Here is a 19,503-nt window from a genome sequence, read left to right on the forward strand (position 1 = left end):
TGTATATTTTCCGAAGAAAAACTGCTTTTTTTCCGTCTGCTTTCTTAAGATTTTTTGTATCTGTGCAAAGCCATGCGAAACGGAAGCAAAACCGCAAGCAGGAAAAAGATGGCAAATTCCGGAAATATCATTGAGAAAAAAGTTCAAAAATGGTAAAATAGGAAAAACAACATCTTTAAGCGGAGGATAAAACAAAATGAAAAAACTGAAAGTAAAAAAAGGCAGCACCTGTATGGCTTGTCTTGCCTGTGTGGGAGCATGTTCTGAGGCATTTTATAAGGTATTTGATCCGGACAAGGCATGTCTGCAGATCGTAGAGAAAAAGTCTGTTCGCCCGATCGCCTGTCCGCAGTGCGGTAAATGTGCCGAGGCCTGTCCGGAAGGCGCCATCACCCAGAACCCGAAGGGCGTTTACATGATCAACAAGAAAAAATGTACGGGATGCGGAGCCTGTGCGAAGGCCTGTCCATTTGGCCTGATCGTAAAAACCGAGGGAAATCCGGCTTCCAAATGTATCGCCTGCGGTATCTGCGCGAAAGCCTGCCCGATGGATGTACTGGAAGTTGTGGACGAATAATGATCCGAACTCTTAGATACCGCCAGGATCTCATGTAAGCACAGATCCTGACTCATTGCTCACATAAACATAAAAATGCACTGTGGAACGTCGTCGGACAATTCCACAGTGCATTTTTCTGTTAAACGAAAAACAATTGATTCCCGCTCGCCGCTTGGCAGAATGATCGATGCCCGTTTCCGCAGACAGCATTCCGACAAAAAGGGACAAAATTTACAATTTTACTCCCGCGCCAGCAGAACCATCGATTTTGCCGGAAGCATCATGCTTTCTTTCATCTCTGCTCCATCCTCTGCACAGCGTTTTCCATCGCAGAGCAGTTTCCAGTTTCCTTCCGGGAGTTTCTGCAAAGCTTCTTTTTCCCATGGATTGTAGAAGACGCAGACTGCGCGGCCATTCGGGTATTCCAGTTCGTAACCTGCGATCTGGTTTTCACGGAAAAATGTCTTTTTACAGTCCGGCTCGCACGTTCCGTATGCCTGAAATTTTCGGCGCAGAGCGAGAAGACCACGGTAATAGTCCACCAGCTCTTCCTGCTCTAAGGCGCGTGTCCAGTCAATTTTGTTGAGCTGCCACGACGATTTGAAGCTGTTTCCTTCGCCATGCTTCGTGCGCGCAAATTCCTCACCCGCCTGGAAAAACGGCATTCCCTTGCAGGTCATCACAATGCCCGCCGCCAGACGGTTCATCGAAAGCGTCCGCTCATCCATCTTGTCAAAATCCGGCTCCGCATCCTCCTTCCGCTTCGGATCGGACAGTTTTAATTTATCCCACAGTGTATAATTATCATGTGCCGACACATACGGAATCAGCTGGCTCGCATTGCGCGGCTCGTAGGCTCCTTTTCCGTCCATCCAGCCATCTGTCGCAGAAAGTATTCCTGCGGAAAGACGCTCTTTTCCATTGACATAGCCTCCCTCTGCGGCAATAAAAACGCTTCCCTTGATCGAATCTCTCGTATCGTCGCAGAACATGGAAATGCCATCCATCAGCCTTCCGATATTCTGTTTATCCGACGGAAAATATCCCTCCTGCATTGCGCTTGCCGCTGCTTTCCACGGTTCACCGTAAACCAGAATCTCCTCGCCGCGCGGCATCCGGTTCAGAGCTGTGCGGATCGCATTCATGGTCTCCGTGTCATGCAGTGCCATCAGATCGAAGCGGAAACCGTCGATATGATATTCCTTCGCCCAGTAACAAACCGAGTGAACCATAAAGCGGCGGAACATCTCCCTTTCACTTGCCGTCTCGTTTCCACAGTCGGAGCCATTGGAAATCGTGCCATCCTCCCATTCACGGTAATAATAATAAGGAACTGTTTTCTGAAGCGGCGAATCGAGATTGTACGTATGATTGTATACCACATCCATAATCACACCGATGCCGGCCTTATGCAGCGCCTGAACCATTTCCTTCATTTCCCGGATACGTACCTCCCCGTGGAACGGATCGGTTGCATAGGATCCCTCCGGCACATTGTACTGCACCGGGTCATATCCCCAGTTGAACGCTTCCGCATCATCTTCCGGCACACTGCCAAAATCGAAAACAGGAAGCAGATGCACATGAGAAATGCCAAGCGATTTCAGGTAATCGAACCCCGTCGCATGAATCCCGTCGCCGTTCAGCGTCGTGCCTTCTTCCGTAAACGCCAGAAACTTTCCACGGTGTTTATCCGAAATACCGGAATGCGGATCACTCGAAAAATCTTTCACATGAAGCTCATACACACAACGATCCTCCGGCCGGATTTCCGGTCTTTCATCCTGCTCCCAGCCTGCCGGGTCCGTCTCTGCAAGATTCACCACCATGCTCCGCTCCGAATCAATACCGGAAGCCACGCCGTACGGATCTGTCGTATCAAAGACACCATCCGAGTGCAGGATATGATACGTATAATACGTTCCATACCAGGCTCCCTGCATTGCACAGCTCCAGACACCCTTTTCGCCGCGCGTCATCGCAATCGAGGCTATTTTTCGGTCCCCGCGCTCACGGCTGCTGCCGCAGGAAAACAGTTCCAGTGAAACCTCCATTACTGTCGGCGCCCAGAGCTTCCACTCTGTCACAAACTGCTCATCCTTTTTCGGCATCTGCCAGTTTTCATCACATTCCCTGCTCTTTCTCACCGAGACACCGAGGTCATCTCCTTCGTACGTAAAGTTTTCCACAAATTCTTCCGATTCAAAAAAGCTTTTCCACTCCGCCGGCGTTCTTTTCACCACCGCATTCATCTTCTTTCCCTCCATTTCTTTGTAAACCCGCAGAATCTCTCCGACACTCCACGCCTGCGCATAGCAGCCCTTCGACATCACCGGCGCCGCACCATCATAAATCTCCGCCAGATGAAACAGACATCCTTCCTGCATCCAGCTCGCAAGACGGTCCAGTCCGCGGCGCACTTCCTGTTTTCCCTCCTTCGGGAAATAGTTCAGCACCGCACGGAAATACGCCCCAAGCGGAAATCCCCAGACTGTCCCCTGATGATATGCCCTGTCACGCTCCGGCTGGCTTCCGCCGATCCATGGATGAAACGCCGGATCCTCCATCTCCAATGACCGCAGTCCTGCTGTCGTATACAGCTTTTCTTTGACCGCCTGTAAGATCCGCTGCCCCTGCTTCTGACTCACCATCTGAAACGGAAGCGCCAGCACAAAGACCTGATTGCATCGGAACTGCTTCTCTTCATACGTGCCGTTCAGCACATCCTTCAGATATCCTTCCTCTTCCATCCAGAACTTTTCGAGAAAACTCTTCTTCACCTGCCCCGCAAGCTTCCCATACACCGATCCATCCTTTCCGACAAACGGCGCCAGCTCTTCCAGAATCCTCAGACCATTATACCAGTACGCATTAATCTCCACCGGCTTCCCGTGACGCGGTGTCGGCAGCTCCTTGTCAATCCGCACATCCATCCACGTCACCTGTTCCAGACCGCCCCCGGCCATAATCAGCCCGTCACTGTCCATTTTAATATGGAAATCCGTTCCCTTCTGATACCAGAACACAATATCCTCCATCACCGGAAACGCCTCGCACACAAACTCCAGATCTCCTGTTTCAAGGTAATACTCATACACCACATCCAAAAACAAAAGGGCCGCATCCACCGTATTATACATCGGAAGCGCATCCCCCTCCGGAAACAGGTTCGGCATCAGTCCTTCTTTTGTATATGCCATAAAAGTCCGAAGAATGCTCTTACACTCCTCATACTCCCCAATTGCCAGCGTGCACCCCGGCAGCGAAATCATCGTATCCCGCCCCCAGTCCGCAAAATAAGGAAAACCAGCCATAATACTCTTCCCACCTGTCGATGCCCGTTCCGTAATATACTGACTCGCACTCACCGCCAGCCGCTTTCCCACCGGATCAGAAATCCCGGACTTTTCCGCAATCGCCTCCTGCCGCTTCTCTTCCCCTTCTATCCACAGCGCAATCCTTTCCTCATCCCACTTATCCACATCATCCGCGAGACTATACACAACAAAAAAGACCTGCTCCCTGCCGTCTCCCGTCATCTCAAACCGAATCCGGTGATTCACGACAGCACTTCCGATGCCATCTCTTCCATCCCGCGCATCCTGCTCAAAAAACAAATCCCTCCAGATCCTCTCCTTCTCCATCTGAAGCTCCCCATTCGTTCCATAAGAAAGAATCACACCATTACTCGCAATGCACTTCCGGTCCACCGCAAAATTCTGCCCCTCCTGCAGCTGCTCTCCCTTCGCCGCAAACCGCATCACCGGCCGAACCGAAAAACTCCCCTTCTTCCCACTTCTCACCCGATACCGGACAAGAACCGTATTCTCCCCCTGAACCATCCCAATCGTCTTCTCAATTTCAATCCCCTTCACCCGGTAAAACCATACCGGCAGACTCCCCATCTCAAATCCTTCCAGAAACCGAAACCCCTCCACATTCTGCGTCCGATTCACAAACTCCTGTGAAAACAGCTCCGTTTCCTCTCCATCCACCTCCAACGTCTCCCAGACATTCGAAATCAGATGCTCCCGCACCGTAGGCGCCTTCAATGCTCCCATTAACAGCGCCTGATCATTCCTCGCCGCATTCCCCATCACCGTCAGCGAACAATAACCTCCCAGTCCGTTTGTCAGCAAAAAACACTTCTTTTCTCCACTCCGGAAATCCATCCACTCCGAAGCATTCAGTCGAATCCTATCCATACCCAAAAACCTCCAAATTTCACACAATATCTTCCCGAAACTTTTCTGTTTTCATAAAATCAAGCACAAAAAACTCCGAAAATATTTTTTTTCATTCTATCTCCAAACTTTGCACCAGTCAACAAACTCACGCCGATTCGCCCTCCAGGCGAATCCAGCCCCTCTCCCCGTCCTCCAACACACTCTCCCCTTCCACACACAACAATCTCACGCCGATCTGCCCTCCGGGCAGATCCAGACCACTCCTCCCGTCCTCCAACCCCAGGATCTGGCTCCGGCGTCGTGGCACCTGCCGCGCAGACAGGCGCATTGGCATCGGCGGCATGCGGATGATGCACACGTGGGAGGCGGTGGATTGAGGATGACGGACGGCCATCCAGGCCGGAAGTCAAGAGGCTCTGAGACGGGAAATCATCAGATTTCCTGTCGAATAGCCTCGGTTCCTCAATCCACCGCCTCCCACACGTCATCATCCGCCCGCCGATGCCACCGCGCCCGTCTGTGCGGCAGGTGCCACGGCGCCGGAGCCAGATCCGTCCCTCCCCCCCACACACAAATAGAGCAGCCGACCCCTCATCGGCTGCTCCACAAATCATCCTTTGACGGCTCCTGAAAGCCCATCTGTATAATATCTCTGCATTACAACAAACAAAATCGCAATCGGCACCGAAATGCAAACCGCTCCCGCCGCAAAGCAAGTATACCAGCTGTCGATATACTCCTTCTCCAGCATCTTCCACAGACCCAGTGCAACCGTATAATACTTCGCATTCGCCCTGCAGATAACCTTTGCGAAAATAAAGTCCAGCCACGGTCCCAGAAATGCACTCAAAGTCGTGTACACAATAATCGGCTTACTCAGTGGAATTGTCACCTTCGTAAATACCTGGAATCTCGTTGCTCCATCCAGATAAGCCGCCTCATCCAGTGCCTTCGGAACCGTATCAAAAAATCCCTTTGCAAGCAGGAATCCCGCTCCGGAACCGCCCGAGTACACCAGAATCAATGCCACACGGATCATCGATCCCTCCGAAAGGCCAACTGCCTTTAAAATATAGTAGACAGCAACCATCGACATAAATGCCGGGAACAGACCTAAGATCATCGCGATGTTCATGTAAGTCTTACGGATTTTAAACCGCATTCTCGACATGCAGTAAGAAACCGAAAGCACAAATATTGTAGAAATCAGACAACTGAACACCGCAATGATAAATGTGTTCTTAAACATCTGCGGAAAGTCTAACACCTGCGTATCTGTAAACAGACGCACATAGTTATGAAGCGTATATCCCTTTGGGAAAAAGCTGGTAACATAAGATCCCTTCTGTGTACTGAAGCTTAAGAGTGCAATCCACAGAACCGGAATCACCCACACAATCGCAAGCAGTGCCAGAACCACATGTACAATCACATCGGAAATCATTCCACGCGCTTTCATGGAGTGTGTTTTTTTCTCTTTGTTATTCATTATTGGAATCCCTCCTCGTTCTTGTAAGAACCAGTATTCCGGTACGTGATCAGTGAAACCACAGCCAGAATGACAAAGGTAAGAATACCGACAACCGCACCAACGTTAAAGTACTGTAAGTCAACCGTCAGCTTGTACAGCCAGGTAACCAGAAGGTCCGTCTTTCCGGCGGTTGCTCCGACCGGAACCGGTGCTCCTGCAGTCAGCAGATAGATAACGTTGAAGTTGTTGATATTACCCGTAAACGTCGTAATCAGATACGGAGTCGTGACAAACAGCATGTACGGCAGCGTAATTTTAAAGAAAATCGTCACAGGGCCTGCGCCGTCCACACGGGCTGCCTCGTAAAGCTCACCCGGAATGTTCTGTAAGATACCGGTAACCTGCATCATGGTAAACGGAATACCAACCCAGAGGTTGATAATAACAACCGTCGCTCTCGCCCAGGTCGCATTTGTCAGGAACGGAAGCGGACTGCTGATCAGCCCGGCCTGAATCAAAAGATTGTTGACCAGGCCGTTGTCCTTTAACATCGTACGCATCAGAAGAAGAGAAACGAACTGCGGAATTGCAGCGGAGAGCATAAAGCAGAATCTCCAGAATCCCTTGATGCGGGTCGTTTTACGGTTGATGACAATCGCAAGAATCATACCAAAAATATAGTTCAGGAAGGTAGCGAGCACAGCCCAGATCAGTGTCCATCCAAGAACAGACCAGAATGTCTTGCCGATCGAGTTGCCCATGCCAAGAACCGTACTGAAATTTTTCAGTCCAACCCAGTGAAAAATCGTCAGATGGTCGCCGACTTTACTGTAGCTGGTGAAAGCCATACAGATCATAAAGACCAGTGGAAGGATTGTGAAAATCACAATACCGAGAATCGGAAGTGTCAGCAGGGTCCAGTGCAGTCTTTTGTCAACGAGTGCTTCCAGATCCTCTTTGATGGTGTTGATATGTTTCCCTTCCTTTGCGCGACACTCTACCTCATAAGCACTCTTCATATTGACACGCCAGATCATAAAGAAGAGAACCGTAATAAAAATCGTTGCTACTCCGTAGAGCAGGAACAGAATTGTCATATCGCCGCCGGTATATTCATAAATACCCTTGGCCTCGTTCCACACCTCTTCCTGCGCACGGCCGCCCAGGGTGATGAGATGATAGAGATTGTTGATACCGCCTTCGATCATAAACAGGAGATACGCAATTTCTACTGCCAGAAATAAAATACCCTTTACGATCTGTTTGTGAGCCAGATTTCCCAGTCCCATGACAAACATGGAAAGTTTCGTGACCGCATCGCCCTTTGTGATGGCTTTTGTCACCGGATAGGGAGTCTCAAACTCTTTGGCGCGTTTTTTCAATGATGCCATAATCTATCCTTTCCGAAAGACAGGCATTGTCAATCCTGGTGTCTGACAATGCCTGTGGTTTCAATCCTGTTGATTTCCGAACACTTCAGTGCCTGTCTTGCTTACTCGACTGCAGAAGTATTCATGCTTGTGTTCAGTTTCTCTGTCATTTCTGCAGCGTTATCATGGGTAACTTCACCGTTGACCAGAGATTTACCAAAATTCTCTGCCGGAGTCCAGTAGTTGCTCATATTCTTAACGAACGGCTGGATGATAGAAGTATTGTTGAAGGTATCGTTCTGAGCAGTTACCAGTGCATCGTCTGTGATCTGGGAAAGCAGCTCTTCGTTACACGGAACTACGTTTCTCATTTCATAGTGTGCTTTCTGAGCATCTGCGCTTCCGAGATATCTTGCAAGAGCAACTGCAACCTGCGGATATTCACAGTTCGGATTCACACCGATTGCTTTAGAGCCGGAGAAGGATTTCATCTGTTTCTCCTCGCCGTTGATGGTGATGGTCGGAAGCTGTACAACACCGTAATTATCACCGAGTGCCTCTTTAACTGCGGATGCATCCCAGGAACCGGAGAACATTGCTTTTACAGAACCGTCACGCAGACCGGAAAGACCGGATCCGTCTGCATCAGATACGAAGTTCGGATTGTTTACCAGGTCAACCAGGTAATCGGTTACTGCTTTTGCTTTGTCGCCTTCGAAGTCAACGCCTGCTGCCTCGTCTGTTCCGTCCTCACCGAACAGCGTACAGCCGTTTGCTACGTAGAAGGAAGCAATGTACCAGGAGTTTGTAATCGGGAAGGAAATCTTGTCTTTTGCAATCATGGTATCCAGGTTTTTCACTTCATCCTCTGTGAATGCGGATTTATCATAATACATAAACCAGGTGTTTGTGGTGAATGGTACACCGTAGATATCGCCGTCAACGGATACAGAATCCACAATTGCCTGAGAGTTGTTCTTTTTTACATCCTCTGCTGTCTGTCCGCCGAGTTTGGAAATTCCGTTTGCAGCGATCAGGGATGTCAGGTTGTCGTTTGCAAACATGTAAACATCTGCTGCACCTTCCACGTCCTGTGTTACGGTATCTTTTGCATCGCTCTCTGCGCATACGCCGTAATCGAAGGTGATGTGCCAGGATGGATGCTCCTCTGCAAACTGATTGCACATGGTCTGCAGCCACTCACCGCTGTCGCTTGCCTGATCCTCTGACGGAGACCATACGGTAAGAGTTGTGGTAATTTCCTCTTCCTCTGCTGCGCCGGAAGCAGATGTGCTTGTGCTTCCTGCCTCAGATGTGCTCTTGGAATCGTTTCCGGAAGCGGCATTCGAAGAACCGCTGTCGCTGTTTCCGCATCCTGCCAGCATGCCAACTGCAAGTGCTGCGGTCATCATAATAGATACTACTTTCTTTTTCATATTGAAAATCCTCCTTGTATGATTTTTCTTTCTGGAACGTCTGCTGTCATATCGCATTTGCTGCTTGGTATCTCTCGTTCTTGTTGATTTTATTATAGCATTCGGCGGATTTTCCTGAAATATCAAGAATCTATGATCTATGTTGGATTTCTACGTTACATTTCTACACCAGTGCATATCCGAAAACTCATTTCCGCAAGCCGCAGGATTCTTTTCCGCAACCCAAAAAGAGACAGCGCACCGTTTTCCCGGTGCGTCCTGCCTCTTCTTCTGTTTTTTATTCTGCTTTTTCTTCTGTCTTCTGTTCTTCCTGTGAATTCAGGCTTTTCCTTTCCTGAATCATCTCCTGAATGATCTCATTTCCGCCTTCCTCCTGCCACTCTTTTACAAATTCGTTAAAAGCAGAAAGCTCAGACTCACCCCGGATAATTTTTAAAAAGGTCTCCGACTCCAGTTCTTTTAAGGTGTAACGATATGCTTCTGTGGTCTTCGTCCGGGTCGGATAAATCGTATTCACTCTTTGAATCTTTTCGTCGCTCAAAAGCGAGCAGGCTTTGATACGGGATAAATACGCGCTCCACTCCTCCGCACTCGCTGTTTTCGGGTTCTCCAGATAGGCGCGGCATACCTTTTCGAACGATCTTTCCAGAATCTCCAGCTCATCCTCCGATTTTTCCCCGTTCAGTGCCGCCTGCAGATTTTCGTAACAGATCGTCAGTGCCTGATTATAGTCGAGATTGATTGCTAAGGGGCGTGCCGTCGGATCGATATTTCCCGTATAATATTGCTGAAATTCTCCCCTTGGATCATCGTAGGAATAACGCATATAATCAAACATCACCGACAGAATCTTCGGCACAATCTCCGGATATTCATACCCTTTTCGCACTACCACATAATTTCCGGTCAGCTTTTCGTTGCAGTACCGCACACTTCCATCCTTCCCGGTCCGAATCAGAAACGGCTGCCAGTCGGCCTCCGGATCCGTCTCATGACAGCGCCAGAGCGGATTGTTCGGTGCCCACCACGGTGCGAAGAAAATGCCGCAGCGTCCCTGGGCAATGAGATCGGCAATGTCATCCTGTGTGCGGATCAAAAAGTCCCGGTCAAGGACGCCCTCCTGGTACCAGTCGGCCAGCATGCCAAGTGCGTCTTTTACATTGGGCTGAACGGAACCATAAACCGGCATTCCTTCCGCATCCGTCAGCCATCTTCCCGGATATGCACCAAATGAGGCAAAAATAAGATTCATGCCGTATTCCGAAGAAATGCCCGTGCCGCCGTACAGAGTTGTGCTGACTGCAAGGCCGATGTTACTCATCTCCTGGTTTGCCGGATTCTCCTCTGCAAACGTCAACGCAATATGTTTCACATCATCGATCGTTTCCGGTACGGAAAGTCCCAGTTTTTCCATCCAGTCCTTCCGCACCCAGAGAAGATTCGGACCGTCCGAAATGTTGGTTTCCGGGAATGCCATCAGCTTTCCGTCAAAGGTACAGCCCTGCAGAATCTCCTCACCGTAGCTTGCATAAATATCCTTGATACGGTCGCTGGCACAATTTGCATAAACCTCTGTAAGATCGGCAAGCTGATCGTTTTTCTGCATGGCATTCATCGTTTTCTGATCCACAACCATGATATCGGCAATGTTTCCTGTTGCAATCATGGTAGAAATGCCAACGTTATAGGTATCACCGTAGTTTTCATAAACATCCTCGTTCTGTACATTAATGATTTCGCGGATCAGGCGTGTATAGGCATTGTCCTCATAGGTTTCTCCCTCCGGGAGATTGGAATTATTCACACCCGTCATTTTTGCCAGCGTGTACGTGATGGTTTCCGGGTAACGTCCGTACGGCGTTGTTTTCGCTTCCGTAAGAGCCGCAGCCTCATTTCCGGCAGCATCGGAAACAGAATCATTCCCTGCTGCGCCACTTTCTCCGCAGCCACCCAGAATCGTTCCCGCTGCCAGCAATACAGCGAGGCCTGCCGCAATTTTTTTTTGCATCATGCCTGTACCTCCCTTTCCACACCCGGAATCCGTACCGTCACTTTCGTTCCCTTTCCCGGCTCACTCTCAATCGAAAGACCATACGCTTCTCCGTATTCGAGCTGAATCCTGGAATTGACATTCCGCACACCGTAGCCGCTGCTCTTCTCCGTCAGAATGGTCTGTGCTTTTTCCTGTTCCATGCCAACGCCATTATCCGCCACGGAAAGCACCACACAGTCTCCGTCACGCCGTCCGCTGATTGTGATCACGCCTGGCTCACTGCCGCGCCGCCGGTCAATTCCATGTGCAATCGCATTTTCGGCAAGCGGCTGCAGAATCAGGTTCAATGTACGGTAATCCAGAATATCCTCCGCCACATCCATTTTGACCGTAAAACTGTAGTCGTGAAACATTTCCTGAATCTGCAGATACGAACGCACATTGTCGATCTCCTCGCGGATGGACATCGTATTTTTGCCTTTGTTCAGAGAAGTCCGGTAGTACCGCGAAAGCGCCAGCGTAGCCTTGCTGATATCATCCGAACCGATTTCCAATGCTTTCCAGTTGATCAGCGACAACGAATTATACAGAAAATGCGGGTTAATCTGCGCACGGAGCGCCGTCATTTCATACTGCTTCTGGCGGATGCGGCTCTCATAGACTTCCTGAATCAGCTGACGGATACGCGACAGCATCTGATTAAAGCCACGCGTCAGATCACCGATTTCATCTCTTTCCGTAGAAACCATTTCCACTTCCAGGTTTCCTTCCTCTACCTCGGCCATCGTCTTTTTCAGCTTTTCAAGGCGGTGCGCCATATTTCCGGAGAATCTCATAATCACGACCGCAGAGAAAAGGACGCAGCCCGCCCACATCAGAAGAACTATCAGAAGAATCGGCTGCATCGGACTGATGATGCCTTTTTTCGGCAGATAGCACGCGGCATGCCATCCATTCTGCTCAATCTCCTTTTCCAGGAGAATGTAGTTCGCTGTATTCTGCTTCTCTTTTTTTTGTATCTTCTGAAAGTCTGAAAATTCCATCTGGTATTTCGCATTCCTGGTCATCTTCTGATTTTCATACAGCACTTCTTTGTCCTCATTGTAGACGAAAACACCGTAATCCTCATTGACTGCAAGCTCCATGGAGCCAAAAATCTTACTGTAGTCCATGGAAATGTATAAAAAACCGCCTTTTCCGTCATCAATCAGCGGCATAGACCGCACCATCGTCACCGTTCCCTGATCCATATCGGCATACCAGTGAACGTCATTGTCCGCCGGTGCTGTCCATTCATCATTTTCAATTTCCTGCGCCGGACGCAGATACGTGCCGTGCGGAATGACGAAATCACGCACATAGACCGTAGATTGTCGGATTTCCGGGTAAAAATAACTTAAGGAATCCATCATCGGATCAAACTCTTTCACCATGCGCTCGTATGCTTCGAAGCTGTTTTTGTCTTCTGCCTTTATAATCTGAACAATCGTCTGGTCGAATGCCAGATAGTCCGACATACTCTGGTGCAGCGCAAGCTCCGTATTCACATCGTCCACTGCCTGCTCAAAGGTGGTCTGCAGATTTTTGATCTCACGCTCGACAAGTACACGGCGCATCTGGGTGTAAAACAGTGTGAACATCAGGCACATTGGGAAAAGTCCTGTGAGAACGTAAGCCACGATAAGTTTCCGGTGTACCTTCATATCTGAAAATGCTTTTTTTATTCTGCCGGCAAATGATGTCATCTTACTCCCCCTGATCCCGGTATTTCTGCGGGCTGATTCCAAAATATTCGCGGAAGCTCTGACAGAAATAGGACACATTCACAAAACCGCATTTTTCGCAGATTATACCGATTTTCTCATTCGTATTTTCAAGCATCTCCCGCGCACGCTCCATGCGGAAACCTTTTAAGTAGCGGCTCAGGTTTTCTCCTGTATTTTTCTTGAAAATGCTGCTCAGATAATTCGGTGTCATGCCAACCTCGCGCGCAAGCTGGTCAACACCCATGCCACTGTCAGAATAGTTCTCACAGATATACTGTTTAATCTGCTCGACTTCTCTGCGTTTCGCAACACCGCCGTCTGCGCGGAAGACCGTTTCGAGCCGGTCAATACCCATACGGACCGCTTGAATCACACCGGTCATGTTGCTGCTGTGATACAGGGCGTCGATCTCACGGTCCAGCTCCCGCTCATCTTTTCTCTCGAGATTGTCGTAAATCTCTTTCAATAAGTTGGAAAACATAAATTTGATGTAAATCTGAGAAAAAATCGTCTGGTGCTCATACTTTTCGCAGAACTGGTCAAAGTGTTCACGCAGGCTCTCCAGATCCTTCATGCGAATGTCCTGCTGGATCTGGCGGATCAGGATTTCAGCATCAATCTGCACCAGCACCTCGGACTGCTCCTCCTGAAAAGGAAGAAAAACATGGTTTCCCGTGTGATAAAAGCGCCGCTCCATGAGCTGCTCCGTCTGTGCAAATGCATCGTAAAGCTCACCGTCCGGCGTGATCTCGCCCGACACGGCCAGAAAGCATTCCTGGTCCCACATTTCACGAATATAATGGTACAGCTTCCGTCCGAACGCTTCCCAGCCGCCATCCGGCTCCTCGCTAAAAAACAGGATGGACTGCTGTGGGTTCAGGTTCAGATAGTGAAACGGCATCTGCAAATCGCTCTGCATCTTTTCAATCTGTTCGCTGTTTACCTGTTCAAAATAGTTGTTGGCACACTCCAGCAGTACCATACGGCAAAAATCCCGGACAAAGCTCATATCGAGAAGCGTCTGTGTTTTCTCCTGCATTGCGCTGCGGCTCTGACCATTGACCATCAGATACAGCAGATGCTCCCGCAGAAACTCCATACTTTCGTCCTTCCGTTTTTCCTCACGCTCACTCTTTGCAAGCTTTTCCGTGATTTCACCAACCACCTTTTCAAATTCTTCCGGGTTGACCGGTTTTAAAATATAGGCGGAAACACCGTAGGAAATTGCCTTTTTTGCGTAGGAAAACTCATCATACCCGCTGAAAATCACCGTTTCCGTCCCCGGATACGCCTCATGAATCCGGGAAAGAAGCTCAATTCCATCCATGAACGGCATATTGATGTCGGTCAGCAGTACGTCAATTTTCTCTTTTTCAAACACCTCCAGCGCTTCCTCTCCATTGGAGGCCTCCAGAATATTCTCCCGGATATTCATCCGCGAAAGCAGCATCCGAATGCCCTTTCGCTCTATCATTTCATCATCTACAATCAGATATGTGTACATGCATCGATCCTCTTTCTAAGCAGCCTGCCTAAAGCGGCGCATACTGGTTTTATTATACCATTCCCGCGGCAGAATTGCATAGCATTTACCGCTCAAAACCGTTACCGGAAACGCAAAACCAGAGCCGGTGAAAACATTCTCATCCGACTCTGGTTTTTCTATTACATGATTTCAGGACACCACTCATCCTGTCCCGAATCAGGCCTTCGTCCTCTCCCTTTTACTTCTGATATTCCTCAATTCTGCAAACATGTTCTTTTGTCTTTTTATTATAATTAATTCCTACCAGAAGCAAGTTTCCCTGATATTCTTCCAGACTTCTGCAATATTCTTTGTCCTTAATCTGCGCAAGCGCACCCTCTGCTGTTTTGTCCCATTTCAGTTCTACAACCAGCGCCGGTTTGTCCTGGTATCTTTTTCTTGGTACGAAAACAAGATCCGCAAACCCTTTTCCCCCAGGCAGTTCACGGTAAACCGTGTAAAAATTCCGTGCTGCATACAGCGCCAGTGAAATCGTATAGCTCAACGCATTTTCATCATTGTACTGAAGCTGTGACGTTTCAAAATGTGCCAGCCGAATTCCCTCTGCTACCTGTGTTTCCTGTTTTTCCCACACAGCCTGCAGAAGATCTGCGGAATTTTTCAGTGCCTTTGAAATATCTCCCCATTGGGAAACGGTTACCGCACTGGCATATTCTGACTGTACCTCGGCATTCGGAATAAAAACATATTTATTCTGTTCCTCATAACCAAGATATCCAAGATGAATCAGCAGTGTCAGCACATCATCCTCTGTCCGGAAAGTTGTCATATCATTCGTAAAACTGCCCGTGTTCACCGGAATCTTTTTCCCTGCCATCATCTGCAGTACGTCATCCCGCAGGCCGTCAAAATTCAGATCAATATACCACTGTAGTGCTTCAAATGTTTCTGTCTGATTCCAGTAATTGCCGATTTTCCGGAATCGCATGGCATTGACAACCGAACGCGGGCTGTAAACCGAACTTTCTCCCGGGAACGAATAGCCGTCATACCAGTTTTTAATTTCTGCCAGATCCATCTGATACCGGCCGCAGAGTTCTTCTACTTCCTGCTCCGTAAATCCTACATATTCTGCGAGCGGCCCTGGATCAAGCATTGTAAATTCATCAAACATATTCAGTGCAGAATGGGTTCCATATTTTTTGATCGGCAGAATACCCGTCAGATAGGCAAGTGCTACGTAAACCTTATCTTTCAGAAAATCCCGCAGGAAATCAAGATACTCTTCCTGTGCTTTTTTATCCTGCTGATATTCCCGGAAAACACAGTCCCATTCATCAATGATAATGACAAACGACTGTTTTGTTGCCGCATAAATATCCTGCAGCGATTCTACCAGATCCGTATCGTCAAAGTAGTCCACGTCCGGATAACTGTTTTTCAGTTCCCGCAGCAGCATTCTTCGAACACGGTCAATCACCTGGCCAATTTCCTTGCTCCGGCTCAGAAATTCCTGCATATTCAAAAAAATCGTAGGATATTGATTTAAGTGCTGTCCAAATACAGCATTTTGAGAAATTTTCAATCCAGAAAAAAGTTCTCTGGAATCGCATTCCTTCCCATAATAAGCCGTCAGCATATCCGCCGTCATAGATTTTCCAAAGCGCCGCGGACGGCTGACACAGACATATCTCTGCACAGTATTAATCACCTGATTGGTATACTCGATCAGCCCTGTTTTATCCACATAAATTTCGGACTGAACCGCTTTTGCAAATTTTTCATTTCCCGGATTCAGATAAACTCCCATATTCCACCTGCGCCTTTCTCTTTCTACCTCTATCATACGATATTCTTGCCTTAAGTTCAATTTAGCATAAGTTGAAAAATGCCAGAATGTTTTTAACTGAGGCAAAACATTCTGGCTGTTTTTTCTGGGATTGCTATGAGTCAATTAATTAATGAATAAAGAACGCGTCCTCTTCCTCGTCTTCCACAACCGGTGTCATCGGGTTATACTCGGTTTCCACCAATTTTTTCACCAGCTCGTGATCGAAGTTGCGGCGGATTTCACAGGTTCTGTCGAAAATCATGGTTGCTTCATCCCCTGGGGTGCATGCCGGCCAGTTCGGGAGGGATGGGGTTTCCGGACTTCCGTAGCGGGCAAAGTTGATCCAGGCGGTGGCCATACGCTCCTGCAGACGGTCTGTTTCGCCCGGGACATTGCATACGGCGATGCGGTCGATGTTATGGAATACGAACGGAATCTCGGCACAATGCCATGCGGCTTTTCCGCCATCGATCGGGAATTCATAGGTAAACTGATAGGAATAAGTCGGCGCTTCTGTAAACTCCGATTTCTGACGAATGAATTCGATCGTGTCCGGACGGAAGAACGTATCCACAGACCACAGATCCACAATTGTTTTGTCCGGATATGCTTTTTCAAAAAGAGAAATCAGCTCCGGCGTTGCATCACCATATTTTCTCGTCAGGAACGCAATCTGTTCCTCACGGTTCATCTCATGTTTTCCCGGCACAACCGGTCCAAAATCAAACTCACCGATGTTGGTTCCTGCCAGCACAGGAATCGTTTTAGCGTGATCCGTAAATCCGCACTTGATCGGATTTCCGCGGAACCAGCCATTCTCCATCGGTCCCTGTCCGATATAGCAGCCTTTCGCAGCAACCTCTGCCTCAACTTTATTGTACGCATTTGACAGCTCATAATACGGGATCGTCTCAAGCTTCTCCACCTCGGACTCGTCCAGATTCAGTTCTTTTAACAGAGCCTTCACAATCGCGGTGCCGTCTCCGTCCTCTTTCTGATAAACCTTTGCCTCATAAACACCGCTCTCGATGATACCCTTCTGGAACAGGCCGTCTGCTGCCGGCGTATTCATCAGCGTTGCCACCTTCATACCGCCGCCGGACTGACCGAAAATCGTAACATTCTCCGGGTCTCCGCCGAATGCCGCGATATTGTCATGTACCCACTGCAATGCAGCTACCATATCTGCGTTTCCTGCATTCGCAGAATTTTTGTATTTTTCGCCAAACGGCGAAAGATCGAGATAACCGAGGATATTCAGCCGATGGTTCACGGAAACAACAACGACATCACCGAACTCGCTTAAGTGATCCCCCTCATATGCCACATGCTCAATCGCAGAACCGGCGCTGAAGCCGCCGCCGTGGAGCCATACCATGACCGGCTTTTTCGCACCCGGATCAAGACTCTGTGTCCAGACATTCAGGTTCTGGCAATGCTCGTCCTGCGGCCAGTAGCGATGCGGTACCAGCACCTCCATGTTCGGCTCATCCTGCTTTAAAAGCGGGCATACATAGCCGTATGCCAGTGCATTTTTGATTCCTTTCCACGGTTTCACCGGCTGCGGCATCTGGAAACGATCCGCCTCGGCGTAATGGATTCCATGAAAGGCATACGTCGTGTTCAGTCGGAAACCGCGTACCTTTCCTGCTTTTGTCTCTACTACCGGATCTGTTTTACTGCATACAAAATAATCTCCCATATTTCAGTTACCTTCTTTCTATCCTGTTCTGTGACGCGCAGTTTCCAAAAAACCACCGCAAAATCCCCCTGATCTTTCCGTTTTTGCACCGGTCTTTGAAGCATCTGTTGTTTTTGCATTTACGCATCTGCTCCTTATTATACCAGACAATTTTTTCAGAAACAATTCTTTTCACTTTTATTTTCGGCTGTTTATATCAATAAAGTCCGAAAATCGCGTCAAAAACTGATATTTCCATCACAACTTCAAAGTGCTACAATAAAAAAGAAGGTAAAATCAACGTAAAAAAGGGGACTACTATGACGAAAACAGTACAAAAGAGCAAAGCCCGCGATATGACCCAGGGCTCTATCTGGAAACAGCTTCTTCTCTTCTCGCTTCCGCTGATGGCCGGAAATCTCTTCCAGCAGCTTTACAACACCGTTGACAGCATCGTTGTCGGCAACTTTGTCGGCAAGGAAGCACTCGCCGCCGTCGGCTCCGTCGGTCCGATCATCAATTCTCTGATCGGCTTTTTCATGGGACTTTCCACCGGTGCCGGTGTCATTATCTCTCAGTATTATGGCGCAAAGGCGGATGAAAAGGTCAGCCGCACCGTCAGCACGACACTGGTGATGACATTTTTTCTCTCTATTGTCTTTACTATTCTCGGCATCTTCATTACACCGTACATGCTCCGCATGATGAGTACGCCGAACGACGTCATCCGTGAGTCGGCAACGTATCTTAAAATTTACTTTGGCGGTGTTGCCGGTCTGATGTTCTACAACATGGGCTCCGGCGTTCTCCGCGCTGTCGGCGATTCCCGTCATCCGCTGTATTTCCTGATTTTTTCCGCTGTTGTCAATACCGTGCTCGATCTTTTGTTTGTCGTTTCCTTCGGCATGGGAATCGAGGGTGTGGCGCTTGCAACCGTTATTGCACAGTGCCTTTCGGCGGTTCTGACGCTGTATGTGCTGACCACAACAGACGGCCCATACCGCATCTGTTGGAAAAAGCTCTGCATGGACTGGTCTTTGCTGTACCGCATCGTCTGCGTCGGACTGCCGGCAGCGATCCAGCAGATGGTGACTTCCGTTTCCAACGTTTTCGTGCAGTCCTATATCAATGTATTCGGCTCGGATGTTATGGCAGGCTGGAGTGCCTGCATGAAAATCGACCAGTTTATGATGCTGCCGATGATGAGTGTTGGTCTTGCTTCGACCACCTTCACCGGACAGAACGTCGGTGCCAGCTACATTGACCGTGCAAAGAAGGGTGCTACAACCGCATTCCTGCTTGCTGAGCTTGTAACCATTGTGATGATGATTCCTCTGCTGATTTTCGCTCCGCAAATGGTCTATCTGTTTAACCAGGAGGCAGCTGTGATTCGTTACGGAACCCTGTTCCTGTATCTCCTCTCCCCGTTCTACATTCTCTGCTGCGTCAACCAGGTTTATTCTAACGTCCTGCGTGGCGCAGGAGACACCAGAACACCAATGATCGTAATGCTCGGAAGCTTCGTCGTGTTCCGCCAGATTTACCTGTTTGTGATGTCTCATATATTTGATTCCATCATTCCGATTGCACTTGGTTATCCGGCGGGATGGCTGGTATGCAGTGTTCTGATTTATGCCTGCTATCGGAAATTCCGATGGGATAAAGGAATGCGGAAAAACTGAAGGATTCCTTTCCGGACATAAGCAAAAGGGGCTGTCGCACT

At 48.7% G+C, this 19,503-nt stretch carries 11 protein-coding genes; 2 read left to right on the top strand and 9 right to left on the bottom strand.

What is annotated here, in order from left to right:
• Window positions 1-196 precede the first annotated feature (196 nt).
• Complete coding sequence (locus tag DWZ44_RS15560; RefSeq protein ID WP_117805267.1) at window positions 197-577, top strand: 4Fe-4S binding protein; 381 nt, start codon at window positions 197-199, stop codon at window positions 575-577.
• Window positions 578-798: 221 nt separating this feature from the next.
• On the opposite strand, the gene pulA is transcribed toward DWZ44_RS15560, so the two are convergent.
• The 9 genes from pulA to DWZ44_RS15610 all read right to left on the bottom strand — a co-directional run bounded on the left by pulA (window position 799) and on the right by DWZ44_RS15610 (window position 17,801).
• Complete coding sequence (gene pulA / locus DWZ44_RS15565) at window positions 799-4,764, bottom strand: type I pullulanase (protein ID WP_117805268.1); 3,966 nt, start codon at window positions 4,762-4,764, stop codon at window positions 799-801.
• 592 nt (window positions 4,765-5,356) lie between these two features.
• Window positions 5,357-6,235, bottom strand: a complete 879-nt coding sequence (locus DWZ44_RS15575; protein ID WP_227094136.1) for a sugar ABC transporter permease — start codon at window positions 6,233-6,235, stop codon at window positions 5,357-5,359.
• Complete coding sequence (locus tag DWZ44_RS15580; protein WP_117805270.1) at window positions 6,235-7,608, bottom strand: carbohydrate ABC transporter permease; 1,374 nt, start codon at window positions 7,606-7,608, stop codon at window positions 6,235-6,237. Before DWZ44_RS15580 ends, DWZ44_RS15575 begins: the two co-directional genes overlap by 1 nt.
• A 101-nt stretch (window positions 7,609-7,709) precedes the next feature.
• Window positions 7,710-9,023, bottom strand: coding sequence for an extracellular solute-binding protein (locus DWZ44_RS15585; protein ID WP_117805271.1), 1,314 nt, complete (start codon window positions 9,021-9,023; stop codon window positions 7,710-7,712).
• Between the two features lie 277 nt (window positions 9,024-9,300).
• Entirely contained in the window at window positions 9,301-11,034 is a 1,734-nt protein-coding gene (locus tag DWZ44_RS15590; protein WP_117805272.1) for an extracellular solute-binding protein, read from the bottom strand.
• A complete protein-coding gene (locus DWZ44_RS15595) occupies window positions 11,031-12,761 on the bottom strand; it encodes a sensor histidine kinase (protein WP_158565935.1) in 1,731 nt (576 codons plus the stop codon). Before DWZ44_RS15595 ends, DWZ44_RS15590 begins: the two co-directional genes overlap by 4 nt.
• Before the next feature lies 1 nt (window position 12,762).
• Window positions 12,763-14,286, bottom strand: a complete 1,524-nt coding sequence (locus DWZ44_RS19035) for a response regulator (RefSeq protein ID WP_117805274.1) — start codon at window positions 14,284-14,286, stop codon at window positions 12,763-12,765.
• Window positions 14,287-14,506: 220 nt separating this feature from the next.
• Complete coding sequence (locus DWZ44_RS15605) at window positions 14,507-16,078, bottom strand: AAA family ATPase (protein ID WP_117805275.1); 1,572 nt, start codon at window positions 16,076-16,078, stop codon at window positions 14,507-14,509.
• Between the two features lie 148 nt (window positions 16,079-16,226).
• Entirely contained in the window at window positions 16,227-17,801 is a 1,575-nt protein-coding gene (locus tag DWZ44_RS15610; RefSeq protein WP_117805276.1) for a carboxylesterase/lipase family protein, read from the bottom strand.
• Window positions 17,802-18,100: 299 nt separating this feature from the next.
• Here DWZ44_RS15610 and DWZ44_RS15615 point away from each other — a divergent pair, with 299 nt between their 5' ends.
• Window positions 18,101-19,462, top strand: coding sequence for an MATE family efflux transporter (locus DWZ44_RS15615; protein ID WP_117805277.1), 1,362 nt, complete (start codon window positions 18,101-18,103; stop codon window positions 19,460-19,462).
• Window positions 19,463-19,503 lie beyond the last annotated feature (41 nt).

The organism is Blautia sp. AF32-4BH, from assembly GCF_003460565.1.
GTDB lineage: Bacteria > Bacillota > Clostridia > Lachnospirales > Lachnospiraceae > Fusicatenibacter > Fusicatenibacter saccharivorans.